Annotated in this window: 22 protein-coding genes and 1 riboswitch; of the genes, 10 read left to right on the forward strand and 12 right to left on the reverse strand. The window is 65.7% G+C overall.

All coding sequences use genetic code 11. From position 1 onward, the window contains the following. Positions 1–10 precede the first annotated feature (10 nt). Positions 11–574, forward strand: a complete 564-nt coding sequence (locus B6V75_RS17830; RefSeq protein ID WP_276206188.1) for a GntR family transcriptional regulator — start codon at positions 11–13, stop codon at positions 572–574. A gap of 48 nt (positions 575–622) precedes the next feature. Here the strand turns inward: B6V75_RS17830 and B6V75_RS17835 are convergent, their stop codons facing one another. The 7 genes from B6V75_RS17835 to B6V75_RS17865 form a co-directional block, all read right to left on the reverse strand. Further along, a complete protein-coding gene (locus tag B6V75_RS17835; protein WP_088720583.1) occupies positions 623–1,591 on the reverse strand; it encodes a HesA/MoeB/ThiF family protein in 969 nt (322 codons plus the stop codon). Next, positions 1,588–2,181, reverse strand: coding sequence for a thiamine phosphate synthase (locus B6V75_RS17840; protein ID WP_088720584.1), 594 nt, complete (start codon positions 2,179–2,181; stop codon positions 1,588–1,590). Before B6V75_RS17840 ends, B6V75_RS17835 begins: the two co-directional genes overlap by 4 nt. After that, the gene (locus B6V75_RS17845) at positions 2,181–2,948 is read right to left on the reverse strand and encodes a thiazole synthase (RefSeq protein WP_088720585.1); all 768 of its coding nucleotides are present in this window, start codon (positions 2,946–2,948) and stop codon (positions 2,181–2,183) included. Before B6V75_RS17845 ends, B6V75_RS17840 begins: the two co-directional genes overlap by 1 nt. 1 nt (position 2,949) lies before the next feature. Then, complete coding sequence (gene thiS / locus B6V75_RS17850) at positions 2,950–3,147, reverse strand: sulfur carrier protein ThiS (RefSeq protein WP_088720586.1); 198 nt, start codon at positions 3,145–3,147, stop codon at positions 2,950–2,952. After that, positions 3,116–4,084, reverse strand: coding sequence for an FAD-dependent oxidoreductase (locus B6V75_RS17855; RefSeq protein ID WP_088720587.1), 969 nt, complete (start codon positions 4,082–4,084; stop codon positions 3,116–3,118). Before B6V75_RS17855 ends, thiS begins: the two co-directional genes overlap by 32 nt. Beyond that, positions 4,081–5,877 (reverse strand): phosphomethylpyrimidine synthase ThiC, encoded by a 1,797-nt coding sequence (gene thiC, locus B6V75_RS17860; RefSeq protein ID WP_088720588.1) that lies wholly within the window; start codon positions 5,875–5,877, stop codon positions 4,081–4,083. Before thiC ends, B6V75_RS17855 begins: the two co-directional genes overlap by 4 nt. Positions 5,878–5,991: 114 nt before the next feature. Further along, positions 5,992–6,112, reverse strand: a riboswitch (TPP riboswitch). 83 nt (positions 6,113–6,195) lie between these two features. Next, positions 6,196–8,562 (reverse strand): S8 family peptidase, encoded by a 2,367-nt coding sequence (locus B6V75_RS17865; protein ID WP_168174511.1) that lies wholly within the window; start codon positions 8,560–8,562, stop codon positions 6,196–6,198. A 433-nt stretch (positions 8,563–8,995) separates the two neighbouring features. Here B6V75_RS17865 and B6V75_RS17870 point away from each other — a divergent pair, with 433 nt between their 5' ends. From B6V75_RS17870 to B6V75_RS17885, 4 genes are all read left to right on the forward strand, one after another. After that, positions 8,996–9,643 carry a 5-formyltetrahydrofolate cyclo-ligase gene (locus B6V75_RS17870; protein ID WP_088720590.1) on the forward strand — a complete coding sequence of 216 codons (648 nt, stop codon included), beginning with the start codon at positions 8,996–8,998 and terminating at the stop codon, positions 9,641–9,643. 183 nt (positions 9,644–9,826) lie between these two features. After that, positions 9,827–10,252, forward strand: a complete 426-nt coding sequence (locus B6V75_RS17875) for a BLUF domain-containing protein (RefSeq protein WP_157771545.1) — start codon at positions 9,827–9,829, stop codon at positions 10,250–10,252. Positions 10,253–10,587: 335 nt separating this feature from the next. Further along, the gene (gene yghU / locus B6V75_RS17880) at positions 10,588–11,451 is read left to right on the forward strand and encodes a glutathione-dependent disulfide-bond oxidoreductase (RefSeq protein WP_088720591.1); all 864 of its coding nucleotides are present in this window, start codon (positions 10,588–10,590) and stop codon (positions 11,449–11,451) included. Between the two features lie 241 nt (positions 11,452–11,692). Further along, a complete protein-coding gene (locus B6V75_RS17885; protein WP_240497000.1) occupies positions 11,693–12,247 on the forward strand; it encodes an exopolysaccharide biosynthesis protein in 555 nt (184 codons plus the stop codon). Positions 12,248–12,309: 62 nt separating this feature from the next. Here the strand turns inward: B6V75_RS17885 and B6V75_RS17890 are convergent, their stop codons facing one another. From B6V75_RS17890 to B6V75_RS17900, 3 genes are all read right to left on the reverse strand, one after another. After that, a complete protein-coding gene (locus B6V75_RS17890; protein ID WP_075777264.1) occupies positions 12,310–13,248 on the reverse strand; it encodes a cation diffusion facilitator family transporter in 939 nt (312 codons plus the stop codon). Positions 13,249–13,535: 287 nt separating this feature from the next. Next, positions 13,536–15,902: a Tex family protein gene (locus B6V75_RS17895; protein WP_088720593.1), complete on the reverse strand. Its 2,367-nt coding sequence runs from the start codon at positions 15,900–15,902 to the stop codon at positions 13,536–13,538. Positions 15,903–16,102: 200 nt separating this feature from the next. Continuing rightward, positions 16,103–17,323 (reverse strand): M20 family metallo-hydrolase, encoded by a 1,221-nt coding sequence (locus B6V75_RS17900; RefSeq protein ID WP_088720594.1) that lies wholly within the window; start codon positions 17,321–17,323, stop codon positions 16,103–16,105. A gap of 96 nt (positions 17,324–17,419) precedes the next feature. Between B6V75_RS17900 and B6V75_RS17905 the strand changes: the two genes are divergently transcribed. Next, the gene (locus B6V75_RS17905) at positions 17,420–18,175 is read left to right on the forward strand and encodes an FCD domain-containing protein (RefSeq protein ID WP_088720595.1); all 756 of its coding nucleotides are present in this window, start codon (positions 17,420–17,422) and stop codon (positions 18,173–18,175) included. A 185-nt stretch (positions 18,176–18,360) separates the two neighbouring features. Here B6V75_RS17905 and B6V75_RS17910 read toward each other — a convergent pair whose 3' ends face one another. Next, complete coding sequence (locus B6V75_RS17910; RefSeq protein WP_276206187.1) at positions 18,361–19,122, reverse strand: DUF1028 domain-containing protein; 762 nt, start codon at positions 19,120–19,122, stop codon at positions 18,361–18,363. Between the two features lie 47 nt (positions 19,123–19,169). On the opposite strand from B6V75_RS17910, the gene B6V75_RS17915 reads away from it, so the two are divergent. From B6V75_RS17915 to B6V75_RS17930, 4 genes are all read left to right on the forward strand, one after another. Continuing rightward, complete coding sequence (locus B6V75_RS17915; protein WP_088720597.1) at positions 19,170–20,759, forward strand: ABC transporter substrate-binding protein; 1,590 nt, start codon at positions 19,170–19,172, stop codon at positions 20,757–20,759. Between the two features lie 78 nt (positions 20,760–20,837). After that, entirely contained in the window at positions 20,838–21,785 is a 948-nt protein-coding gene (locus tag B6V75_RS17920; protein ID WP_088720598.1) for an ABC transporter permease, read from the forward strand. After that, positions 21,782–23,668, forward strand: coding sequence for a dipeptide/oligopeptide/nickel ABC transporter permease/ATP-binding protein (locus B6V75_RS17925; protein ID WP_088720599.1), 1,887 nt, complete (start codon positions 21,782–21,784; stop codon positions 23,666–23,668). Before B6V75_RS17920 ends, B6V75_RS17925 begins: the two co-directional genes overlap by 4 nt. Continuing rightward, the gene (locus tag B6V75_RS17930; RefSeq protein WP_088720600.1) at positions 23,665–24,636 is read left to right on the forward strand and encodes an oligopeptide/dipeptide ABC transporter ATP-binding protein; all 972 of its coding nucleotides are present in this window, start codon (positions 23,665–23,667) and stop codon (positions 24,634–24,636) included. The genes B6V75_RS17925 and B6V75_RS17930 overlap by 4 nt, the downstream gene beginning before the upstream one ends. Positions 24,637–24,638: 2 nt before the next feature. Here the strand turns inward: B6V75_RS17930 and B6V75_RS17935 are convergent, their stop codons facing one another. Beyond that, positions 24,639–25,727, reverse strand: a complete 1,089-nt coding sequence (locus tag B6V75_RS17935; protein WP_088720601.1) for a cellulase family glycosylhydrolase — start codon at positions 25,725–25,727, stop codon at positions 24,639–24,641. Between the last annotated feature and the right edge of the window lie 59 nt (positions 25,728–25,786).

A 25,786-nucleotide genomic window follows, 5' to 3' on the forward strand; every position in this document is an offset into this window, starting at 1 on the left:
CGCCGACGAACTGGCCCGCCGCATCATTCGCGGCGAATTGATCGCGGGCGAACGTCTCCGGCAGGATTATGTCGCCGCAGAGTTCAACGTGAGCCATGTGCCGGTCCGCGAAGCCCTGCTCAAACTGTCCGCGCGCGGGCTGGTGGTGTCCCGGCCCAACAAGGGGGTTCACGTCGCGCCGCTGGATCCGCTGGCGCAGCGCGAGCTGAAACTCATGCGGCTGGCGCTCGAACCGCTCACGCTTCTGCACTCGGTGCCCAACCTGACGCCCGCACAGGTGCAACAGGCAGACGAGCTGCGTCAGGCCTGCGATCAGGCCTCCAACATCTACGACTGGGAAGAGCAGAATCGCGCGTTCCACATCAAGATCTACGAGGCCTGCGAGATGCCGCGCCTGCTGGAAGCGGTCGAGAACATGCAGAACCTCGCGGCCCGCTACATCCTCGTTCATTACCGCGCTCGCTGGCGCCCCCGCATCGACAAGGATCACCACGGCATCATGAGCGCGATCCGGCGTCAGGACGCCAAGTCCGCCGCCGCAATTCTGACGCGCCATCTGCAGCGGCTGAACTGAACCGGCCGCGCCGCACGCGGCCTCGACGCGGGAACCTCCGGCGCTGCATCACCCATCCGCCTTGGCGGCGAGCAAGGCGAGCGCCTCGAAACCGCGTTCTTGAAGAACGCGCGCGGCCCGCCACGCCCGAAGGCCCGAGGCGCAGCACAGAACGACCCGCTGACCGGAGGCGGGCTCCAGCGCCGTCAGTTCCGAACCGGGCAGCCTGACGGCCCCGGCGGAAATCGGCGAGGGCGCTTCGTCTTCACCGCGCAGGTCGACCACAAGATCGCCTTCACACAGCATGTCGGCCGACACAAACCGCAGAGGCCTTTCCGGCTCGGGCGTGCCGAGAAAGCTGAACCCGCCGAAGGAAAGCTCCGCCAGATCGGCGGTGAGCATCCGGCCCAAGGCGGGCGGGTCGGTCCCGAGGAGCACGCGCAGCGCGATCTGCGCCTGCAGCGAGCCAATCACACCAACCACCGGGCCCAGCACGCCCGCGGTGGCACAGCTCGCGCCGGAAGCGAGAAGGTCCGGGAAGACCGCGCGCAGCGAGGGTGCCTCACCGCAAAAGCCGCCGACATAGCCGGTCTGGCCCAGAACGCTCGCGGAGATCAGCGGGGTCTGCGCCCTCAGGCAAGCATCGGAAAGGATGTAGGACACCGCGAAACTATCGGCGGCATCGATCACCAGATCTGCCTCCGCCGCGATCTTCTCCGCCCGTTGCGGCCCGAGCGCGGTAGCGCGCGCCTCGACCGCGATCTGCGGGTTGAGGGCGCGCAGCGCGTCGCGCGCGGCTTCGACCTTGGGGCGTCCGAGATCGGCCATCCGATAGAGCGGCTGGCGGTGCAGGTTGCTTTCCTCGACCATGTCGGGATCGAAGATCGTCAGCCGTCCCACGCCCGCCCCGGCGAGATATTGCAGCACCGGACAGCCCAAGCCCCCGGCCCCGATGACGGCAACATGCGCGGCAGTTAGCTTCGCCTGCCCCGCCGCGCCGATCTCGGGCAGGATCATCTGGCGGGCATAGCGGCTCATGGTGCGCAGACCCTCAGCCACGCGCGCACGCGCGCCTCCGGGTCGGGCGCCTGCTGGATGTCGGTCACGACGGCAAGACTATCGGCGCCAGCCGCAAGCACACCGGGCGCGCGCTCTGGCGTCAGCCCCCCGATCGCGACGATCGGCACGTCCCCCGCATGGGCCTTCCAGCGGGTCACACGCTCCAGCCCCTGCGGCGCCCATTTCATCTTCTTCAGCTTCGTCGGATAGACCGGCCCGAGCGCCACATAGGCAGGGTCCTGCCCTAGCGCCCGGTCCAGCTCTGCCTCGTCATGGGTCGACAGGCCAAAGCGTATCCCGGCGCGGCGCAGCGCGGGCAAGTCCGCCGTGTCCATGTCCTCCTGCCCGAGATGGACGAAGCTGCAGCGCAGGTCGAGCGCCTCCTGCCAGTAGTCGTTTACCACCAGCTGCGCACCATGCACGGCGCAGATATCCCGCGCCCGCGCGATCTGGCGGCGGGTCTCGGCGGGCGGGACGTCCTTGAGCCGCAGCTGCACCAGCCGGACGCCCTGCGGCACCAGACGCTCCAGCTGCGCGACATTCGAGGTGATCAGGTAGAACCGCTCCATCACATCAACTCCGCCAGCCCCAGAACCGGGGTCGATGGCACGGCCATGTCGCGCCGCTCCATCGGATCGGCAAGATGCCCCGCACGACCCGCCTGCACCGCCAGCGCCATCGCGCGTGCCATGCCGACCGGGTCGCCGGCTTTCGCCACGGCGGTGTTCAAGAGCACCCCGTCCATCCCCAGCTCCATCGCCTGCGCCGCATCCGAGGGGCGCCCGACCCCCGCATCGACGATCAGCGGCACGGTCGGGAAATGCGCCCGCATCGCGCGCAGCGCATCGGGGTTGCGCAGCCCCTGCCCCGAGCCGATCGGCGCGCCCCATGGCATCAGCACCTCGCACCCGGCCTCCAGCAACCGCTCGCCGACGACCAGATCGTCGGTCGTGTAGGGAAAGACCTTGAAGCCATCCCGCGCGAGGGCCCCCGCCGCCTCGACGAGCGCGAAGACATCGGGTTGCAGCGTGTCGGCATGGCCGATCACCTCCAGCTTGATCCAATCGGTGCCGAAGACCTCGCGCGCCATCCGCGCGGTGGTGACGGCCTCCTGCGCGGAATGGCAACCCGCGGTGTTGGGAAGCACCCGCATCCCGGTCTCGCGCAGCATGTCCCAGAACTGCGTGCCCGCGCCGTCCGTGGCCTCGCGGCGCAGGCTTACGGTGATGACCTCGCAGCCGCTGGCGCGGATCGCCTCGCACAGGATCGCGGGCGAGGGATATTGCGCCGTGCCCAGAAGCAGCGCCGAGGTGAGTTCGGTGTCATAGAGTTTCATCTCAGCCCCCCTGCATCGGCGCGAGCACTTCGAGCCGGTCGCCTTCGGTGAGCCGCGTCGCCGCGCGGTTGGCCCGGGGCACGAACTGTCCGTTCAGCGCGGTGGCGACGGCGGGATTGGCAAAGCCCAGCTCTGCCAGCGCGGCTGCGAGGTCCTGCGCGGCAATCTCATGCGGTTTCGCGTTGACGATGATCTGCATCGGAGCCCTCCGGAAAGAAATGTTGCGTCACACGGGCCGCCATCGCAGGCGCAAGCAGGAAGCCGTGGCGATAAAGCCCGTTGAGATGAAGCGTCCCGCCGTGCCTCTCGAGGCGGGGCAGGTTGTCGGGATAGGCCGGGCGCAGCCCTGCCCCGGTCTCGATCACGCTCGCCTCGGCAAAGCCGGGATGCAGCGTGAAAGCGGCGCTGAGCATTTCGGTCAGCGAGCGCAGCGTGATCGGGCGCGTCGCGGCGCTTTCGATCATCGTCGCGCCGATCATGTAGACGCCCTGCCCGCGCGGCACGAGATAGAGCGGGATGCGCGGGTGCAGCAGGCGCAGGGTGCGGGTGATCTCGACCTCCGGGCAGTGCAGGATGGCCATCTCGCCGCGCACCGGGCGCAGGTCAGGCAGGTCGGCGGCAAAGCCGGTGCAACCGAGATCCACCTGCGCGGGGGCCGGGGTTCCCAACACGATCTCGACCCCGGCGTCACGCGCGGCCCGCGCCAGATCGCGCAGCGCGCGGCGCGGGTCGAGATGCGCCTCCTCCGCGAAATACAGCCCGCGTGCGAACCGCCCCGCGAGGGACGGCTCCATCTCGGTGATCGCCGCCTGATCGAGCGTGCGATGGCCGGAGGTGCGGCGGGCGAAGCGCGTCAGTTCCGCACTGTCGCGCGGAGGGGCGAGGACCAGCGTGCCGCGCCGCGTGACCGGCGTGATCTCGGCCCACCAGTCTGCCGCGCGCGCGCCCAGCGTGACCACTGCCTCCTCGGCGCTTTCGGCTTCGCACCACGGCGCCAGCATCCCGCCCGCATAGCGCGACACACTGCCCGCCCCGATCTCCTCTGCCGCCTCGAAGACCCGCACCGCAGCCCCGGCGCGCGCCAGTTCGAGCGCCGAGGACAGCCCCGCGAGGCCGCCGCCTGCGATGGTGATCATTCGCCCGACCCCTTGAGGGGCACATAAAGCTCCCCGCCTTCGCGGAACTTGGCGGCCATGCTCTCCATCCCCTCTTTCTGCGCCTCGGCGCGGATGTCGTGCGAAATCCGCATCGAGCAGAATTTCGGCCCGCACATGGAGCAGAAATGCGCGACCTTGTGGGCCTCTTTCGGCATCGTCTCGTCGTGGAATTCCCGCGCCGTATCGGGGTCGAGCGAGAGGTTGAACTGGTCTTCCCAGCGGAACTCGAAACGCGCGCGGCTCAGCGCATCGTCGCGCCGCTGCGCGCCGGGCAGCCCCTTGGCCAGATCGGCGGCATGGGCGGCGATCTTGTAGGTGATCACGCCGGTCTTCACGTCGTCGCGGTCGGGCAGGCCCAGATGTTCCTTCGGCGTGACGTAGCACAGCATCGCGCAGCCGAACCAACCGATCATCGCCGCCCCGATCCCCGAGGTGATGTGGTCGTAACCCGCCGCGATATCCGTGGTCAGCGGACCGAGCGTGTAGAACGGCGCTTCGTGGCAGCACTCCAGCTGCTTGTCCATGTTCTCCTTGATCTTGTGCATCGCGACGTGACCGGGGCCTTCGATCATCACCTGACAGTCCTTCGCCCAGGCGATCTTCGTCAGTTCGCCCAGCGTCTCCAGCTCGGCGAATTGCGCGGCGTCGTTGGCATCCGCGATCGATCCCGGACGCAGCCCGTCGCCGAGGCTGAACGAGACGTCGTAGCGCCGGCAGATGTCGCAGATCTCTTCGAAATGCTCGTAGAGGAAGCTCTCCTTGTGGTGATGCAGGCACCATTTCGCCATGATCGAGCCGCCCCGGCTGACGATCCCGGTGACGCGCTCCACCGTCATCGGCACTATGTGCAGACGCACCCCGGCATGGATCGTGAAGTAGTCGACGCCCTGCTCGGCCTGTTCGATCAGCGTGTCGCGGAAGACCTCCCATGTCAGGTCCTCGGCGATCCCGTTCACCTTCTCCAGCGCCTGATAGATCGGCACGGTCCCGATCGGCACGGGGCTGTTGCGGACGATCCATTCGCGGGTGTTGTGGATGTTGCGCCCGGTCGAGAGGTCCATCACCGTGTCGGCGCCCCAGCGGATCGCCCAGACAAGCTTGTCGACCTCTTCCTCCATCGAGGAGGTGACGGCGGAAGTGCCCATATTGGCGTTGATCTTCACGAGGAAATTGCGCCCGATAATCATCGGCTCGGATTCCGGGTGGTTGATATTGGCCGGGATGATCGCGCGGCCTGCGGCGATCTCGTCGCGCACGAAATCCGGCGTCACGTAATCGGGCAGGTTCGCGCCCCAGTCCTGCCCGTCGCGCGGTCCTACGGCCTCGCGCAGCTGGTTCTCGCGGATCGCGACGAACTCCATCTCGGGCGTGATGATGCCTGCGCGGGCATAGGCCAACTGCGTCACCGCGCGGTCGCCCTTGGCCCGCAACGGTTGCCGCCTGACCGGGAATTCCGGCATCAGCCGCGCCCCTTCGGCAAAGCCGTTATCCTCGGGCCGGACATCGCGCCCGGTATATCGCTCGACATCGCCGCGCGCCTCGATCCATGCCCGGCGCAGCGGCGCGAGACCGGCATTGATATCGGTCGTGACCTCGGGGTCGGTGTAAGGGCCCGAACTGTCATAGACCGGCAGCGGTGCTTCCCCGGCAGTGGGGTGCACGGCGATCTCGCGCATCGGCACGCGCAGACCTTCATGCAAAGCGCCCTCGACGTAGATCTTGCGCGACGCCGGCAGCGGACCGGTGGTGATCTTGGGGTTGGGGATGTTCATCGTTTCGGTGCTCCTCAAGCATTCAATCTCAAAGGACACCAATTGAGAGACGCTTGGGAAACCAAAGGCCGAACGGCCTTTTGTCATGGCCCGCAACGATAGAAAGACTCTTCCCGGTCTGCGCGCCTAGCTTCCTACGCCAGTATCAACTGGGTCAGGTTCAAAGGGTCGCGTCACCGGGTTTTCACCCTGTCAGCCTCTCAGTCCCCTAAGCGGGACTCCCCTGCGTGATCCTGTTGTAGGAGCGAAGTGCGAACCTGGCAAGGCGCGTCCGCGCGACATCCGGCGGTCGTGATCGGCGCGCCCGGCGTCAGCGGTTCAAAAGCGCGCCGTCCATCCCAGCGAAACCCCCATCGCTGAACGCTTCCCGGGTTCGTAGACAAGCCCCGCGCCGAGACGACCGATCCCCGCCGTGCGCGAATAGCCGAACTGAAGGTCGGGCTGAGGTGCTGCGCTTTCGATATTCACCGAGGAGGTCGTCATCACCACCTTGTCGGAGCGGGCGTTTCCGACGGCGGCCCCGACGGCGGTCGGCACGCTCATCGTCATCTTGCCCGAAGCAAGCGAGATCGGCGTCGAAATCCCGATGGAGACACGATCATCGCCGGACAGAAACCCTGTCTTGCTCAGGCCCACGGCATAGGCGTTCGAGTGCAGCCCGTTGCCAGAGCGAAGCAAACCGTCTCCGGAGAAGTTCGAACTGCCATTGGCCGCGGTGAACGCGAGAGAGGTGCCGTCACCGAGGGCGACGTTCATGCCGAGCTGAACGAAGCGGGTATCGCTGGACAGGCCGCCACCGAACGCGCCGCCCACCGAGGTTCCCAGGAAGCCGCCGCCTTCATGCAGGCTGCCGACGGTCATCGAGAGCTTGCCGGCGCCAAACCGGGCACTGAGCGAGCCGGCGATGTAATGCGAGGTGATATCGCCAGCCCCGCCGCCTGCCTGCGAAATCGACGCCGACAGCCCGCCGCCGAGGCCGATTTCGTAATGCAGCGCGGATGTGGCATCGAAAGATTTCAGGTATGGCGCGGCCATCGCGGCGCTGTCGACCCAGCCTGTTCCGGCAATCGCGGAACCGTCGCCGCGCGACAGTGACAAGGTGCCGGTGCCCGCGCTCAGATTGATCGCATCCGTCCGTCCCATCGCGAAGGCTTCCGTCGCGGCTCGGGCGGCGCTGGCATCCGCGTAATCCGCCACGAAGCTGCTGGTCGGCACATGATAGCCCCGATCATAGGCATCGGTGACGATCATTCGCTGGTTGGAGAGCGTCGCGCGCAGGGCCCCGGCCACGCCGCGGCTTGCGCTGATCGCGCTTAGGGCGGCGGGCACGGAGGGGCCGTCGAGAGAGCTGGTCGTCTCGACTTTCAGCGTCCCGGCAGGTGCCTGTGCCTGCCGCAGATTGAGCTCTCCCCAGCCATAAACCCGGTCGATGCCGACCGCGCCGAGATCGGTCGCACTGTTCTCGAGGATCTGCACGATTTGCTGACCTGTCAGCTCGGGGAATTCGCTCTTGAGCACCGCGACCGCGCCGGTGACATAGGGCGTCGCCATGGAAGTCCCGCTCATGTAGGCGTAATCGCCGCCGAGATCGCTCGGATAGGTCGAGAGGATGTTCACGCCGGGCGACGCGAGGCAGTAATTCATCGCCTCGCCGCAGCGGTTGGAAAAGCTCGCGATCTGATGGTTGCTGTCGACGGCCACGACGCCGAGGATCGAGCCGTCCATTTCCGGGAAGTATTCCGGCAGGCCGGCCATCACGCTGGGATTGGCGCCGCCGTCGTTACCCGCAGCGAACACGCTGACCATGCCCGCTTTCGCGGCTGCATCGAGCGCGTCGATCGTGGCCGACCCGAGCTGCAGGCGGATCTGGTCGGCGCTCGAAAACTGGTCGATCGTAAGCGTCTTGTCCGTGCTGTCCACATAGGACCAGCTGTTGTTCATCGAGGCGGCCCCGGCCTTGACCGACCGCGTGATCGCATCCGCATAGCTGCCCGCAGGCACCGAGCCTCCGACGCCTTTCAGGATCATCAGCTTGGACCCCCAGGCGATCCCCTCGATCCCCTGCCCGTTCTGCACACCGGCGATGATCCCGGCCACGTGAGTGCCGTGCCCGTCCGTGTCGGTGACATCGGAACTGTTGTCGAAATAGCTGTAGGAGAGGGCACCATCGATATTGTCGGCGAGATCGGGATGGGTCACATCCGCCCCGGTGTCGTAGACCGACACGAGTGTGCCGAACCCGTAGGCCCCTTCAGCATAACGATACGCCGCCTCGGTCTGAGCGAGACCGCCGCTCGCGTAATATTCCTTGGTCTCGAAGCTGCTGACGCCGCCGCCGGTCCCAAGACGCGGCGCAATGCCCGGCGATGGTGGCTGTGTGTCGCTCGCGCCTGAAGAACCCGAGGAACCGCCTCCGCCCGCCCCCGCAGCCGCGGCCAGCCCCACCGCACCGAGACCCAAGAGAAGCAGCATGCTGTTGGAGCCGGTCACCGTAGTGGAATTCGCGGCGATTCCCTGCGAAGAGGTGTCGGCCGCGCCGGGCGCCGCGGGACGGTCCTGCACCAGCCCGTAGGAGACCGTTGCACGACCTGCCAGCCGGATGCGCTCGCTGAGGTCCCGCGCATGGGCCGGGGTCACGACAAGCGACGTAAAAGCCGTCGCCGCCAGCAAATATCCGCCTTTCATCAAAAGCCCTTTCGCTGAAAATTCAGCCCGTTGAGAGGATATTCCGGTCATCATTGCCTGCATGGGAGCTGCGTTCCTGTACGTCCCCACGCGCGTCGACAGCGCCTGTTTCCGGTGCCAATCCAACACGTCGGGATTTGTTGACGGCGATCTATCGCGCCACCGAGAACTCGTAAGGGGGGTCACTTTGAGGCGAACGAGGTGCCGACGATCCTTCGCCGAACCTCCCGATGTCGCCTTCGCGAACGCCTTATGACCGAAATCGCGAAAGGGTGCCTGTCGGAAAAACGCCGAACACGAATAATTGAAGCCCGTCGCCAGTGGTCAGCAGGTCTGAACGGTGCCCTTCCGGCGCGGTCGCCGCGAGGCGTGCTTGAAAATCCGACGCGCGGGTCCGACTATCGAGGGCGCAGCACGCAGGGATGGCTTGACGATGGAAGAGGACAGCGCCGGAGGCAGCCCCGCCTGCTTCGCCCATCTGCTGGTCGACGGACACCCCGTCGATCCCGAGACCGCCCGCGACGTGGCGCGGTTCAGACGGGCCGAGCGCGCGCGGCTGCTCAAGTTACGCACCCTGCGCGCGGACCATCGAGAGCGCGCGACCGCCTGCCTGATCGAAGGTCTCGACCGGATCGTCGCCCCCCGAGCGGCCCGGACCGTCGCCGTCTACTGGCCGATCCGGGGCGAGCCGGACCTGCGACCGTGGATGTGCAGGGTCCACGAGGCAGGGGCGCAGATCCTGTTGCCCGTCGTCACCGCGAAAGATGCGCCGCTGGAATTCCACACTTGGAGCCCGGACTGCCGGATGGCGCGCGGCATCTGGAACATCCTCGTGCCGGCTTCTGGCGAACCCAGACGCCCGGACGTGGTGATCGCGCCGCTCGTGGGTGTCGACGAGACCCTTCACCGCCTCGGCAACGGCGGTGGCTATTACGACCGGACGCTGGCACTGATCGAGACGCCGCCGCGGACCATCGGCGTCGGGTTTGCGGGCTGCCAACTGCCCACGATCTATCCGATGCCCTGGGACGTGCCGATGGACGAGGCGCTCTTGTCGGATGGGACGCACCTGAAGAGGTAGCGCGCTGAAGTATCTGCCTGTCAGGTGACAAAAAAGCTCCCCTCAACGTTCACCGATCGCCACGATCGGCAGCCCGCGACATTCAGTGCTCTCAGCGGGGACGTGCGCAGCCATGGCGCTTGACAGCCTCGGCGCGCGTGAGCATTCGGTCTAAAAAAATGAAAATGCCGGAGGGTTTGCATCTTGCAGTTGACCAGACTTGTCTATTCATCCAGGCACCGCGATCTGCAGCCTGAAACCGTCGACGATATCCTCGAGAAATCCCGCATCAATAATTTGCGTGATGGCATCACGGGCGCCCTGATCGTCAGTGATCGCAGTTTCATGCAACTTCTCGAGGGTGAGCGGGACGCGGTCGCAAAATGTCTGCTCCGCCTGCTGGGCGATCCTCGGCACGACGATATCCGTATCTTATGTGCAGGGGACGCGGAACATCGCCTCTTCGCGGAATGGAGCATGCACCTGATCCAGACGTCCGGGATAAAACGGGAGATCCTGAGCCGCTACGAAATCGACGGCAGCTTCGCACCGGAAAAGATGACACAAGCGGCCATTGAGGATCTCTGCAAGGTTCTGTCGAAAGACGACTGGGAAGAAATCGCCGCCTAGCAGGGAACGACCTCGCCGATCGTTCCGAAGATACCAGCCTTCGTTGAGGCGTCCGCGCCTCCATCTCAAAAGGTTCGTCACCCCCCAGTGGGCGACATCCGCAGACCGGGGCCACCGCCCCGAGGAAGGTCATAGCGCCCGGATCACACGGATCTTCCCGGCTCTTTCCTTGGACAGCGCCAAAGTCCCGCTATGTCTACGAGGACTCTTCGAGGCGATGCGAAGGCGGAGAGACAGAAACGGGGCGCCGGTCGGAAGATCGTCGTGCCGATGGAATTGCGGCGTCCGGCTGTGCATTGCCGAGCCTGACGCACCAACAAGACGGAGATTTCAAGGTGAGTGATAGCGACGATTACGTGCCTCCCCGGGTATGGACTTGGTCTCAGGAAAGCGGCGGACGTTTCGCCAGCATCAACCGCCCCATTGCGGGTCCGACCCATGACAAGTCGCTGCCCGTGGGCGCGCATCCCTTCCAGCTCTATTCCCTCGCGACCCCCAACGGTCAGAAGGTGACGATCATGTTCGAGGAGCTTCTCGAACTTGGTCACGAGGACGCGGAATACGACGCCTGGCTGATCGATATCAGCAAGGGTGACCAGTTCGGCTCCGGCTTCGTCGAGATCAACCCGAACTCCAAGATCCCGGCCCTGATGGACCGCTCCGGTCCCGAGCCGATCCGGGTCTTCGAATCCGGTGCGATCCTGACCTATCTGGCCGAGAAATTCGGGGCGTTCCTGCCGACCGAGCCGGCCAAGCGCGCCGAATGCCTGTCCTGGCTGTTCTGGCAGATGGGCAGCGGGCCCTATCTGGGCGGAGGTTTCGGGCATTTCTACGCCTATGCGCCGACCAAGATGGAATACCCGATCAACCGCTTCGCGATGGAGGTCAAACGCCAGCTCGACGTTCTCGACCGCCGCCTCGCCGAAACGCCCTATCTGGCGGGCGACGAGTACACCATCGCCGATATCGCGGTCTTCCCGTGGTATGGCGGACTGGTGAAGGGATGGCTCTATGACGCGGCGGAGTTCCTGTCGGTGCATGAATACAAGAACGTGCTGCGTTGGGCCGACACGATTTTCGAGCGTCCTGCGGTGAAGCGGGGCCGGATGGTCAACCGCACGAACGGCGATCCGGCGGAACAACTCCACGAACGCCATTCCGCGCGCGACTTCGAGACGAAGACCCAAGACAAGGTCTGAGCGACCGACCCGTTTTGGATGATTTGGCCCCGGCGCAACTGTCGCGCCGGGGCCTTTGCATGAAGCGATATGAACGCGATCGCGACGAAACCGACCGGCACGAGGCCTGTCTTCGGGAACACGCGGCCTCCGGACCTGTTGTTTCTGAATGAGCAAGAAGATCGAACCATCGGCAAGCCACGCGGACGGGTCCGCGGCGACCTCGAATGACGCTCAAGCGGGGCCCGAAGCTGTCCCGACAATGATCGAGCGGCTGCAGCGGCTCACCGAGGGGCAAGAAACCATTACGCTCGGCGAACTGACCAGGGAAGTCGGCTCGCAGGGCCATGCGCCGCTGCTGATGATCGCCGCGATCTTCATGATCCTCCCGGTCGGCATGATCCCCGGCATTGGCGGTGCGCTCGGGACTCTGGTCGCGCTTATCGGGTTCTACACGCTCCTCGGTCGAAACGGCATCTGGTTGCCGGGCTTCTTGGCCAAACGCGAGATCCCGGCGGACCGCGTTCGCAAGGCGGCCGAAAGACTGCGTCCGGCCGCTGACTGGCTGCGCAGGCATATGCATCGCAGATGGGAGCCCCTCGCCCGCGGCAACGTCTCGATCTCCGCGATCGCGGTGATCCTCATCGTGACCGGGGGATCCTTGCTTATCCTCGGGGCCATCCCGGTAACGGTTCCCTTGGTCGGGCTTCCGATCGCGGCGTTCTCGCTTGGGATTCTGGCGCGTGACGGGGTGATCGTGGCCGTCGGTTACGCATTGCTCCTGATCGCTGGCGGCGCCGTCTGGCTGATGCTCTGAGCCGCAATCGCAGCACCAGTTCGGGCCAAGGATCGCTTGATCCGACCTCCCCCCACCTCCGCCTACACCACGTCCTCGGGCGCAAGGCGACAGGCCTTGGCGGGGTCGGTCTCGACTTGCAAGGTAGCGTGTCCGATCCCGTGATGTTCGTGCAGCTCATCGGCCGCGTTCAGCAGGAAAGCGTCATCGGGCCGACCCTCCGGCATCACCAGGTGGCAGGTGAGGGCCGTGTCCGTCGTGCTCAGCGCCCAGACGTGCAGATCGTGCAGGCTGGCGACGCCGGGCAGGTTCTCCAGCCGGGCCCGCACGTCCTCCAGATCGATCCCCGGAGGCACGGTATCCATCGCCAGCTTCACGCTGTCGCGCAGCAGGCCCCATGTGCCCACCAGGATCACCGCGGCGATCACCAAGCTGAAAACCGGGTCCAGCCATTGCCAGCCGAACCACATGATCAGCAGCGCCGCGACGATCACACCTGCGGTGACGGCGGCGTCGGCGGCCATGTGCAGGAAGGCGCCCTTGATGTTGAGGTCGCTGTTGCGGCCGCGCATGAACAGAAGGGCGGTGCCGGTGTTGACGATCAGCCCCACCACGGCGACCCAGAGGATGGTGTCGCTGCCCACGGGCTGCGGGTCGAGCAGGCGGCGAACGGCCTCCCAGACGATGGCGCCGACCGCGACCAGAAGGATGACCGCATTCGCTAGGGAGGCGAGGATCGGCGCGCGTTTGTAGCCATAGGTCTTGCGTCCCGAGGGCGGCTTGCGCTCCAGCCAGGTCGCGAACCAGGCGATGGCGAGGCCGAACACGTCCGACAGGTTATGCCCGGCATCGGCCAGCAGCGCGAGCGAGCCCGAGATCAGACCGAAGGCGGCCTCAAGACAGACGTAGAGCGTATTCAGTGCAATGCCGATGGCAAACGCCTTGCCGAATGTCGCCGGCGCATGAGAATGCCCCGGTCCGCCATGTCCATGGTCGTGGCTGTGACTGTGGTCGTGTGCCATGTCGGCGCGTGTTCCGGCGTTGCTGCTGAGCTCGTGGAGGCAACGACGGAAGGGGCCGAAGGTTCCTTGGCCTGGGTCCGGCCCCGTGGCGCATCGGGCGCGGAGCCATGGCAAAGGTTCGCATAGCCTGGTGGAGACGGCGAGCGAAGCCTCGCGATGACGCCACTTTGCGAAAGGCGTGCTGCAGGCGGAGGCTCCGTGGTCATTTCGTCCCGCGGAGCCTTCCGCGAGCATAGCATAGACCCGCGAGACAGCCGCGCCTCACGCCCTGCCCCGCCTGCCCGGATTCAGCGCCGGTTCATCGCATCGCGCAGCGCCGCGCCGAAGGCACCATTGCCGCTGTCTTTTGCTGGCGCCTTGCCTTGCCCCTTGCCGGCCCCTTTGCCACGGGGGCCTTGCGGGCCGGGTTTACCCTGATCCTGCCCCTTGTCTTGCCGCGCCGGGCCGTTGCCCCGCGCAGGAGCGCCGCCCTCGGATTGCTTGCGCATCGACAGGCCGATCCGTTTGCGCGGGATGTCGACCTCGGTCACGCGCACGCGCACCACGTCGCCCGCCTTCACCACCTCATGCGGATCCTTCACGAAGCGATCGGCGAGCTGGCTGACATGCACCAGACCGTCCTGATGCACGCCGATATCCACGAAAGCGCCAAAGGCTGCGACGTTGGTCACGGTGCCCTCGAGGCTCATCCCCGGCTTGAGATCCTTGATGTCCTCGACCCCGTCGGTGAATTGCGCGGTCTTGAAGGTGGGGCGCGGATCGCGACCGGGTTTTTCCAGTTCCGCGAAGATATCGCGAATGGTGGGCAGGCCGAACTCGTCGGTCACGAACTGCTCTGCACGCAGGCCTTTCAACGCCGTCGGCTGGCCCATGATCTCGCGGATGTCGCGGCCGCAGCTTTGCACGATCTTGCGCGCGACCGCGTAGGCTTCGGGGTGGACGGACGAGGCATCGAGCGGCTCTTCGCCATCGCGGATACGCAGGAAGCCCGCGCATTGCTCGAAGGCCTTGGGGCCGAGCCCTGCCACCTCCATCAGCGCGCGGCGCGAGGGGAAGGCGCCATGCGCGTCGCGATGCGCGACGATGGCCTGAGCCAGCGCGGGACCAAGCCCCGCCACCTGCGCCAAAAGCGGTGCGGAGGCCATGTTCAGGTCCACGCCCACCGCGTTCACCGCATCTTCGACGACCGCCTCCAGCGCCTGCGACAGGCGGCGCTGATCCACGTCGTGCTGATATTGCCCGACGCCGATGCTCTGCGGTTCGATCTTCACGAGTTCCGCGAGCGGGTCCTGCAAGCGCCGCGCGATCGAGACCGCGCCGCGCAAGCTGACATCCAGATCGGGGAATTCGCGCGCAGCCAGTTCCGAAGCCGAATAGACCGACGCCCCGGCTTCCGAGACTACCACTTTCGTCGGCGCGCGCACACCCGGCGGCAGCAGCTTCAGGGTATCCGCGACCATCCGTTCAGTCTCGCGGCTGGCGGTGCCGTTGCCGATCGCGATGAGCTCGATCCCGTGGCGCTTGACCATGTCGATGATCTTCGCCTCGGCGCCGCGCAGGTCCATCTTCGGTTGGAACGGGTAGAGCGTCGCGGTCTCCAGAAGCTTGCCGGTCGCATCGACCACCGCCGCCTTCACCCCGGTGCGGATGCCCGGATCGAGGCCGAGCGTCGCGCGCGGACCGGCCGGGGCAGCCAGCAGCAGGTCATGCAGGTTACGCGCGAAGACCTTGATCGCCTCGTCATGGGCGCGCTGACGCAGCTCACCCAGTAGATCCACATAGAGCGAGACCGAGAATTTCACCCGCCAGGCCCACCGCGCCACGTCGCGCAGCCACAGATCGCCCGGGCGTCCGGCCTGCGTGTCGAGGGTCGCTGCGATCTTGCCGATCGCGCGGTCTTCACCGGTCTCCGGATCGGGCGCGATCTCCATCGTCACGATCTCTTCCTTCGCGGCGCGCAGGATGGCGAGTGCCCGGTGGCCGGGAATGTCGGCCCATTTCTCGCGATGGTCGAAGTAATCCGAAAACTTCGCGCCCGCCTCTTCCTTGCCCGGCACGACGCGCGCGGCGATGAAGGCCTCGGCGCGCATGAAATCGCGCAAATTGCCAAGCAGCTCGGCGTTTTCCGACAGTTCCTCGGTCAGGATGTCGCGCGCGCCGGTCAGGGCGTCCTTCACCGTCGGCACCGCCTCGGTCACGTATTCTTCCGCCAGCACTTCAGGCGCGGCGTTCCGGTCTTCCTGAATGGCGCGCAACAGCGGCTCCAACCCGTTCTCGCGCGCGATCATCGCCTTGGTGCGGCGCTTGGGCTTGAAGGGCAGGTAGATATCCTCGAGCGCCGCCTTGCTTTCGGCCCGCGCGATCGAGCGCGCCAGATCGTCGGTCAGCTTGCCCTGCTCGCGGATCGAGTTGAGGATCGTCTCGCGCCGCGCCTCCATCTCGCGCAGGTAACCCAGCCGCTCCGAGAGCGTTCGCAGCTGCGTATCGTCGAGCCCGCCCGTGACCTCCTTGCGGTAGCGAGCCACGAAGGGCACGGTCGCCCCGCCATCGAGAAGCCCGATCGCCGCGGTCACCTGCGCGGGCTGCGCCGCGATATCCGTGGCAATGGTCTGCGCGATGCGGGCTTGGACGGGGGCGGAATCGGTGTGGGCCAAGGCTGTCTCCTGAAAGTCGGGCCGCCAGCAATACCCGCCTCCTCGAGCGGGGAAAAGGGGCAAGGCCGGGGGCGGGCCGGATTGCGCTGGTCTGTTGACGGACGGATCGGTTCGATATTGGTGTTTGCAGGGAGATTGGCTGCGCCTCTTGTCGCGAAGGCTCTCCATCCGACGGAGTTAGCGTGGTTCGGGACCCCGCCTCAGGCCTTGAGACGAAAATCGGACAGGAAAGCGGCAAGCGCGGAGACTGCCTGCCCCATATCGCCGGCGCTCGCATATTCGGCCGGGTTATGGCTGATCCCGCCCTTGCAGCGCAAAAACAGCATCGCGATCGGGCAGAGATCGGCCATGGCGGAAGCGTCATGCGTGGCCCCCGAGGGTAGCTCCGGCGCGGCCTCTCCGGTCACGTTGCGCACAGCTGCGGCGAGCCCCTCTCGCAGCGCTGCATCGCAGGCTTGGGCGGGCTGCGCATAGGTCTTCTCGATCTCGATCTGCGTCGCCGTCGCCTCCGCGATCTGCGCGCAGAGCGGGCCAAGCGCCGCGCCCATTGCGGCACGGGCCGGGTCTTCGGCGGCGCGGATCTCAATGGTCAGATCGACCCGCGCGGGAATCGCGTTGACCACGTTGGGCGAGACATCGAGCTGCCCGACCGTCGCCCGGATACCGTGATCGCGCGCCATATCGTGCACGCCGCGCACCAGATCCGAGGCTGCCAGCAGCGCGTCGTGGCGCATCTCCATCGGCACGGTGCCCGCATGTCCCGCCTCGCCGGTGATCGTGACACGATGCCGCTCGATCCCGGAAATCGCGGTGACGACGCCGAGCGGCTTGTCTTCGCCCTCAAGCACCGGGCCCTGTTCGATATGCAACTCCACATAGCCCGCGACACTGACCGGATCGCGCGCCAGCGCCGCTGTGCCCTCCGGGTCTCCGCCAAAAGCCTCGAGCGCCGCGCCGAGACTTACGCCCGTCTTGTCCACCATCGCGAAAACGGACGGGTCGAGCGTGCCAGCCAAGGCGCGCGGTCCGATCAGCGCGGTCGGGAAACGCACGCCTTCCTCATCAGCGAAGGCCAGCACTTCCACGGAAAACGGCAGAGCGCGATCGCCAATCGCCTCGAGCGCCAGGCATCCCAGCGCCACCCCCATGATCCCGTCGAACGCACCACCGGCACGCACGCTGTCCTGATGCGAGCCGATCAGCAGCGTGGGTGCCCCCTCAGGCCCTTCCCTCCGCCCGATCAGCGTGCCCGCCGCATCGAGCGTGACCTTGCAGCGCGCTTTCTGCATCCAATCCGTGATGATCTCCAGCGCCGCCTCGTGCTCTGGACCGAAAGGCAGCCGGGTCACGCCGGGACCGGGCTCGGAGACTTTCGCGATCGTCTCCAGCCGCTCTTGCGCTACTGCACCCCAATCCTGCATGGCACCACCTCTATTTATCATGATAAATAGTTGTCTACTCTTTTGATGTGAATTGGTCTAGGAGAAACGCCAGTGTGTTTCCCCAACAGAGATCCGATGCCCCGCAAGCCCGCCACCGAACCGAGACGCTCTCGCCCCGCCCGCGTCGCCGATCAGATCAAGGACTGGGTTGTCGCGCAGCGCCTGAAGAAGGGCGATCGCCTGCCTGGCGAGACGGAGATGATCGAACGGTTCGGCATGGCCAAGGGCACGATCCGCGAAGCGATGCGACTGCTGGAGGCCCAGGGACTGGTGACCACGCGCACCGGGCCGGGCGGCGGTTCCTTCGTGGGGGAAGTCAGCGAAGAACGCGCCAGAGCGCTTCTCGGCAACTACTTCTATTTCAAGGATCTCACCGTCGCGGATATCTACCAGATCCGCCGTGCGCTGGAGCCCGAGGTGGCGGCGAGTCTTGCCGGCAGGCTGTCCGCCGACGAGCTGGCCGAGCTGGAAGCGCTGGTCGCGCGCTACTCCGTCCCTGCATCCACGCCCGAGGAAGAACGCGAGCAGCATGTGCAATCTCTGCAGTTCCACGCAGCGCTGGCGCGGCATTCAGGCAATCCGCTCCTGTCCTTCCTGATCCGCTTCATGGCGCAGATCCTGTCGGACCTGACGGTCTACAAAAAGCTATACGCCCCGCCCAATCGCGAGCTTTGGGAGAGCGGGCGCAACCACCAGATCGCCCTGATCGACGCCCTGCGCGAGGGCCGCGCCGAGGACGCCCGCAAGATCATGGCCGATCACATGGCCACCGCCCAGCGCTTCATGGAGGCGCAGGAGGCGGAGGTGATGAAACGGTTCATCGCCGAGTGACGCGGGTCTTCGCGCCGAGCACCGCGCCCGAGCCTCGGGTGGGCGCTTTGTAACGCGTGTCGCTTAGTGACTTTTTTCGCAAATCCGAGAATCGGTGATGCCTGCGCCAACGCCGCCAATGCGCCCTTCCGGGGGGGGAGGGTTGGGCGCGGCCCCGGGCCGGTCACCCCGCGCCAAGTTCCGACCTACTCAGTCCCGGTCTCGGGCAGCGGGAGGGGTTCGGGCTCGACCAGATCGGGCGCGCGATAAGGGTCGTCGAGGGTCGGCACGACACGCGTCCAGCCGTGATAGGGCTCGGCCCGGGCGGCGGCGAGCAGGTCGGCCAGATCTTCGAGCGGTTTGGCGGAGCGGTCGATGCGCAGCGTCAGCGGCGTGGCTGCACGCGAGGCAACCAGCAACGCTGCCGAGAGCAAGCCGCGACTGTCGCCCCCTGCCCGCGCGCCCGCGACGAGGGCCGCCATCAGCCGGTCGGGCATCGCGCCCTTCGTTGACAGGTAGGTATCGCGCACCGCGGCGATTACCGACCAATCGGCGAGCATATTGCCCGAGACCACCACGCCCGGCCCTTCCAGCGCGCCACAGACCGGAACCGACATTTCCCCGGTAAAATGGCCCGTCTCTCCGTGCAGATCGATCGCGGCCAGTTGGCGGTGGGCGCGTCCGGTATCCGGGTCCGTCACCTGGGCCACAGCGTCGCCGGCGGACATCCCGGTCTTCATCTTCTCCAGCACATCCTCGCCCCAGAGCGTCGAAGGCGCGGTGCCCTGGCTTGCCGACAATCCCGATTCGGCCCCGCCGCGCAGCACCCAGCCTCCGACGCACAGGCTGCCCGTCATGGCCGCCCCGCCAAAGGTGCCTGTTTTTTCGTCATATGCCAGAATTGATACCGTCACGGCGGAACTCCGTTGATCTGCGCTCTTGCATTTATCATGATAATTTGCCCTCATGCAATCATCACCAATAAAAATCAGCCATGCTGAACAGGAGAGGTAACATGACGAAACTCACCCTTACGCGGCGCGGTCTTCTGATCTCGGGCGTGGCGACGGGCGTCCTGATGGGAACCGGTCTGCCCTCGATGGCGGCGACCCCGCCAGGCGTTCTGGTCGTCGGCCAGATCGCGGAACCCAAGGCGCTCGATCCGGCGGCCGTCACCGCTGTGAACGACTTCCGCATCCTGATGAATCTCTATGACGGGCTGGTGCGCTACAAATCCGGCACGCTCGAAGTCGAACCGGCCCTCGCCGAGAGCTGGGACATCTCCGACGATGGCAAGACCTACACGTTCCATCTGCGTCAGGGCGTGAAATTCCATGACGGCTCGGATTTCGACGCCGAGGCGGTGAAGTTCAACTTCGAGCGGATGCTCGACGAGAACCACCCCTATTACCACACCGGCCCCTTCCCGCTCGCCTTCTTCTTCTCGAGCGTGGACACGATCGACGCGAAAGACCCCCAAACCGTGGTGTTCACGCTGAAAGAGCCCTATGCGCCCTTCCTGTCGAACCTCGCCTATCCGACGGGGCTGATCGTCTCGCCGACGGCGGTGAAGAAATTCGACAAGGATTTCGGTCGCAACCCGGTCGGCACCGGCCCCTTCACCTTCAAGGAATGGCGCCCGAACGAGGCCGTCGTGGTCGAGGGCAACCCCGATTACTGGGACACGCCTACCTCGCTCAAGGCGGTCATCTTCCGCCCGATCACGGATGCCAATACCCGCGTGGCCGAGATGCTGGCCGGCGGGATCGACCTGATGGTCGAGGTGCCGCCCGTGGCGCTCAAGGAGTTCCAGAACGACAAGTATCACCTTGTCGAGCAGGCGGGGCCGCATCTGTGGTTCCTGATCCTCGATTGCGCCAAGGGGCCGTTCAAGGACAAGAAGGCCCGTCAGGCCGCGAACTACGCGATCAACAAGGAAGCGATCGTCAACGACGTGCTCGAAGGCACGGCGACGGTCGCCAACGGCCCGACGCCCGCCGCCTTCGCCTGGGCGCATGACGACAGCCTCGACCCCTATCCCTACGATCCGGAGAAAGCCAAAGCGCTTCTGAAAGAGGCTGGCGTGGCCGAGGGCACGGAAGTGACCTTCTACGTCACCGATGGCGGCTCGGGGATGCTCGACCCGGTGGCGATGGGCACCGCGATCCAGGCCGACCTGAAGGCGGTGGGGCTGAACGCAAAGATCGAGACTTTCGAGTGGAACACCTTCCTCGGAAAGGTGAACCCAGGGCTCGACTCGAACGGGCAACATGTCGACATGGCCGAGATGGCATGGATGACGAACGACCCCGACACCCTGCCCTATCTTGCGCTGCGCACCGATGCCTGGCCCGACAAGGGCGGGTTCAACTCGGGCTATTACTCGAACCCTGAGGTCGACAAGCTGCTCGAAGAGGCGCGCACCGCGACCGATCAGTCCAAGCGCGCCGAGCTCTACAAGAAGATGCAGCAGATCGTGCATGACGACGCGCCTTGGGTCTTCGTGGCGAACTGGAAGCAGAACGCGGTGACCAATGACAAGGTGTCGGACTTCACGCTGCAGCCCTCGTTCTTCCTGCTCCTCAAGGACGTGACGAAGGCCTGATCTTTCCGGGGTGCGCGGGCCACGACAGGCCCGCGCACCCCTTTTTCCATCCTTTGCGCGTCACCCAAAGGGAGACCAATGGGCAGCTATATCCTCAAACGGCTCTTGCTGGCGGTGCCGGTGATCCTCGGGATCACGGTGATCGTTTTCCTGATCATGGCGATGATCCCGGGCGACCCGGCCACCGCGATCCTTGGAAGCTATGCCACCCCCGAGAACGTGGCGCGGCTGAACCGCGATCTGGGCCTCGATCAGCCCTTGGTGGCGCGCTATTTCATCTGGCTGGGGAACATGCTTCACGGCGATTTCGGGCAGAGCTTCTCGCTCAACCGTCCCGTTATCGACGAGGTGCTGGAGCGGTTCAACAACACGCTGATCCTTGCAGGTACCTCCTTCGTTCTATGCACGGTTTTCGGCATTCTCGCAGGCGTAATTTCGGCCGCGCGTCAGTATGGATTCGCCGACAAGGCACTCACCTTCGTGGTGCTTCTGGGCATCTCGATTCCGTCCTTCTTCCTCGGAATGATGATGATCCTGATCTTTGCGGTGGACCTGCAATGGCTGCCGGTCTCGGGGATGTATGCGATCTATGGCGGCGGCGACCTGCCCGACCTGATCCATCATCTCACGATGCCCGCGCTGGCACTTGCGGTAGTGGCGACCGGCGTGGTGGCGCGGCTGTCGCGCTCGGCCATGCTGGAGGTGCTGCGGCAGGATTTCATTCGCACCGCGCGGGCCAAGGGTGTGAAAGAGGGCCGCGTGATCTGGGGCCATGCCCTTCGTGCGGCGATGGTCTCGATCATTCCGGTGCTGGGCATTCAGGCGGGCTTCGTGCTGTCGGGCGCGGTCTATATCGAAATCGTCTTCCAGTGGCCCGGCATCGGGCGGATGCTGGTCGATGCGATCTTGCAGCGTGATATCCTGCTCGTCCAAGGCGGCGTCGTCTTCGTCGCCAGCTGCTATGTCATCTTCAACATCATCGTCGATGTCGCCCAGAGCCTTCTAGACCCGAGGATCAAGACATGAGCGCGTTCTTCAAACTTCTCGCGCGCAACCGTCTGGCGCTGGGGGGGCTGATCGTGATGGGACTGGTGGTTCTGATGGCGCTGATCACGCCGCTGCTGCCGCTCGCCGATCCGGATGCGACGAACACCGCGAACCGCTTCCTGCCGCCGTTTTCCGAGGGCGCGTTTCTGGGCACGGATGCATTGGGGCGCGATCTGCTCTCTCGGCTTCTCTGGGGCACGCGGTTGTCGCTGGCCGTGGGCTTTGCCGCCGCGCTTTTCGCGGCCGTCGCGGGCGCTGCGGTCGGCATCATCGCGGGCTTCTATGGCGGGCGGACCGACAACATCATCATGCGCGCCGTCGATATGCTGATGGCGTTCCCGTATATCCTGCTGGCGCTGGCGATCGTGGCCGCTCTCGGCCCCGGCCTCGTGAATGCGTTGATCGCGGTGGCGGTGGTCAATATCCCCTTCTTTGCGCGCAACATCCGCGGCATCACCGTGGGCCTCGCACATAAGGAATTCGTCGATGCGGCGAAGCTCGCGGGCATGTCCAATGCACGCATCATCACCTCGGAGATTCTGCCCAACGTGGTGCCCGTCATCGTGATCGCGATGTCCACAACGATCGGCTGGATGATCCTTGAGACCGCCGGCCTGAGCTTCCTCGGCCTCGGCTCACAGCCGCCGCAGGCCGATCTCGGGAGCATGCTGGGCGAGGCGCGCTCGGCGCTGATTACCAACCCGCATACCTCGGTCATTCCCGGCCTCATGATCCTGATCATTGTGATGAGCATCAACCTGCTGGGCGACGGCGTGCGCGACGCGCTCGACCCGCGGCTGAAATCGGGCGCGCTGAGCCGCCCCATGGCCGCGACCCGCGTTGAACGCAAGGACCGTCCTGCGCCCGAACAGCCGACCGACGGCATCCTGAGCCTTGAGGAGCTGCACACCCAGTTCCACGTGAAGGACCGCATCTACAAGGCTGTTTCGGGCGTCTCGCTGTCGGTCAAACCTGGGGAATGCCTCGGGGTGATCGGCGAGAGCGGCTCGGGGAAATCGGTGACGGCATTGTCGATCATGGGGCTCGTGGCGTCACCGCCCGGCGTCATCACCGGGGGCGCTGCACGCCTTGAAGGCCGCGACATGATCGGCGCGCGCTATGGCGATCTGCGAAGTCTACGCGGTCGCCGCGTCGCCTATATCTTCCAGGACCCGCTGGCGACGCTCCACCCGCTGTACAAGGTTGGCGATCAACTGGTGGAAGCGATCTCGTGCCATCACCCGATCTCGAAATCCGAAGGGCGCGAAAAGGCGATCGAACTCCTGAAATCCGTGCGCATCCCCAATGCGGAGAGCCGCGTGGACAGCTATCCGCATGAGATGTCGGGCGGCATGCGTCAGCGCGTCGGCATCGCGATGGCGCTGGCCAACGACCCGGACGTGATCATCGCGGACGAGCCCACCACCGCGCTCGACGTGACGGTGCAGGCGCAGATCCTTTCGCTGCTCGACGATCTGCGGCGGGAACGCGGGCTCGCGATCATCTTCATTACCCATGATTTCGGCGTGGTGGCCCAGCTGTGCGACCGCGTGGCGGTGATGTATGCGGGCCGGATCGTCGAGGAAGGCCCGACGATGGAGATCCTGCGCGCGCCCGCCCACCCCTACACGTCGCGCCTGATCGCCTGCGTGCCTGAACTGGGCGAGGGCAAACGCAAGCTCGAGGCGATCCCGGGCCTGCCGCCTTCGGTCGACAATCTGCCGGCAGGCTGTGCCTTTGCGGATCGCTGCCTGAAGGCGCAACCAGCCTGCAAAGAAGGCGAGATACCGCTCGAGGGGACCGGATCGCGCACCGTGCGCTGCCTCTATCCCGAGCCCCGTTTCGCGGAGGAGACCGCATGAGCATCGCCCTGCAGATCACGGACCTGTCGAAGACCTTCCCCCTCGGCAAGAAGCTGTTCGGCGGCACGAAAGGAGCCGTGAAAGCGGTCCACCCGATGACGCTGAGCGTGCAGACAGGTGAGACGCTCGGCATCGTGGGCGAGTCCGGCTGCGGCAAGTCCACGCTGGCGCGGATGTTGGTGGGCCTCCTGCCGCCCACCACCGGCACGATCGAAATCGAGGGCTCGGCCCTCGACAACGCGGACCCGGCCGAATTCGGCAAGCGCATTCAATATGTATTTCAGGACCCGATCAGCAGTCTCAATCCGCGCAAGACGATCCGGCAGATCATGGATGCGCCGCTGAAGCTATTGCACGGAATGGACCGCGCCGCGCGCGAGAAACGTATTCTCGAGATTTTCGACAGCGTGAACCTGCGCGCCGATTTCCTCGACCGGTATCCGCATGAGTTCTCCGGCGGTCAGGCGCAGCGCATCGGCATCGCACGCGCGCTTGCGGCGCAGGCCCGCATCCTGATCCTCGATGAACCCGTCTCCGCGCTCGATGTCTCGGTGCAGGCGCAGGTGCTGAACCTGCTGGCCGATCTGAAACGCGAATTCGGACTAACCTACCTGTTCATCAGCCACGATCTGGCAGTGGTCGAGGCGGTCAGCGACCGGATCGCGGTTCTCTATTTTGGCTCGGTGGTCGAGGAAGGCCGGGCCGAGGAGATTTTCGCCCATCCGCGCCACCCCTACACGAAGCTGCTGGCGGAAAGTGCGCCCGTAGTCGGTCGCGCGCTATCGGACCCGGAGCAGGGCCAAGCGGAACTGCCGAACCCGCTCAATCCGCCGAAGGGCTGCGCCTTCGCAAAACGCTGCCCTTATGCGAGCGAGCAATGCCTCGGCGCTCCCCCGCCCCTGACCGAAATGGGCGCCGATCAGAGGGTCGCCTGCTATCACCCCCTGCCGCCACCCGGGCACCTCTGACATTACCCTGATCGGGTGGCGGAGTTGATTTCCAGAATTTCCGCAGGCGAGTAGGGCTGTCCAGTCTGGTCCACGAGGTCGTGGAACCAAGCGCCGTCCTCGCCGATCTTGGTCGTGCCTGACACACCGTCGGGCCAAGGCAGCCAGGTTTGACTGCGGCCGCGCACGAAGCCCCATTGCAGCGCTCCGACGCCGGTTTCGCGAAACAGCGGGATCTGCTCGGCGATCGTGCTGTCGAGACTGCGTGCCATCCATTCAGTGCAGATCAAGGGCCGCTTCAGCGCGCTGAGCGCCGCGATCGTCGCCTCCATTCTCGCGCGCGGCACATAGGCGTGGAAGGTCAAGACATCGGAGAGCGCGAGCGCGGTTCGGTCAATCTCCGTCGCGTAGGATGTGCCCTCTCCAGGCACCGACCACGCGGCCACGGTAAGCGGCTGGCTCGGGGCGCACTCCCGCGCCCAGGCGAAGCAATCACGCATCAGCGACAGGCTCGCTTGCTCAAGCCTATCTGGATAGCTCTCATAGCGACCGGAGCGAAAAATCATCCGGTTTCCCGGCTCGTTATAGAGATCCCACAAGATGACGCGGGAATCTGCGCGGAACCGCATGACGATCGCGCGCAGATAGGTTTCCAGCTCGGGCCGACGGGACGGATCCTCGACGATCGCTCTGCCGGGGCTGCCCACGGCGCGACTGTTATGGACGGCGGGCACGGGGTCGGGCTGTGGCCCGGGCGTGGCCGGCTCGCCAGAGAATTCGCAATCGTCGAACGGGCAGAGGATGACGCCAAGACCGTGCGAAGCCGCGATGGCCAGAAAGCGGTCCACCCGGTCGAGCAGCCCGGTCCCCTCGGCCTGCCAGACGACGAAGGGCAGATTGACGCGCACGACGTTGAACCCGATCTCGCGCGCCCAGCCCAGCTCGCGTTCGATGACCTCGGGGGCGAAATCCGCGCCGCGCCAGAACTCGACGAAGTTGACCGCGACGCTCGGCAGGTAGTTGAAGCCACAAAGCCATCCGATCTCGCGGCGCCATGCCCAGGCGCGTTCAACGCTCCACCGGTCTGCCTGCTCAAGCCTGTCGTCTTTCATCATATCCTCATGGGGCTGGGAGGTCCGGAGGCGTGCCGGTCGGACGCCTCCGGGGGTGA

It is taken from the genome of Thioclava sp. F1Mire-8 (genome assembly GCF_002213165.1).
Lineage (GTDB): Bacteria > Pseudomonadota > Alphaproteobacteria > Rhodobacterales > Rhodobacteraceae > Thioclava > Thioclava nitratireducens.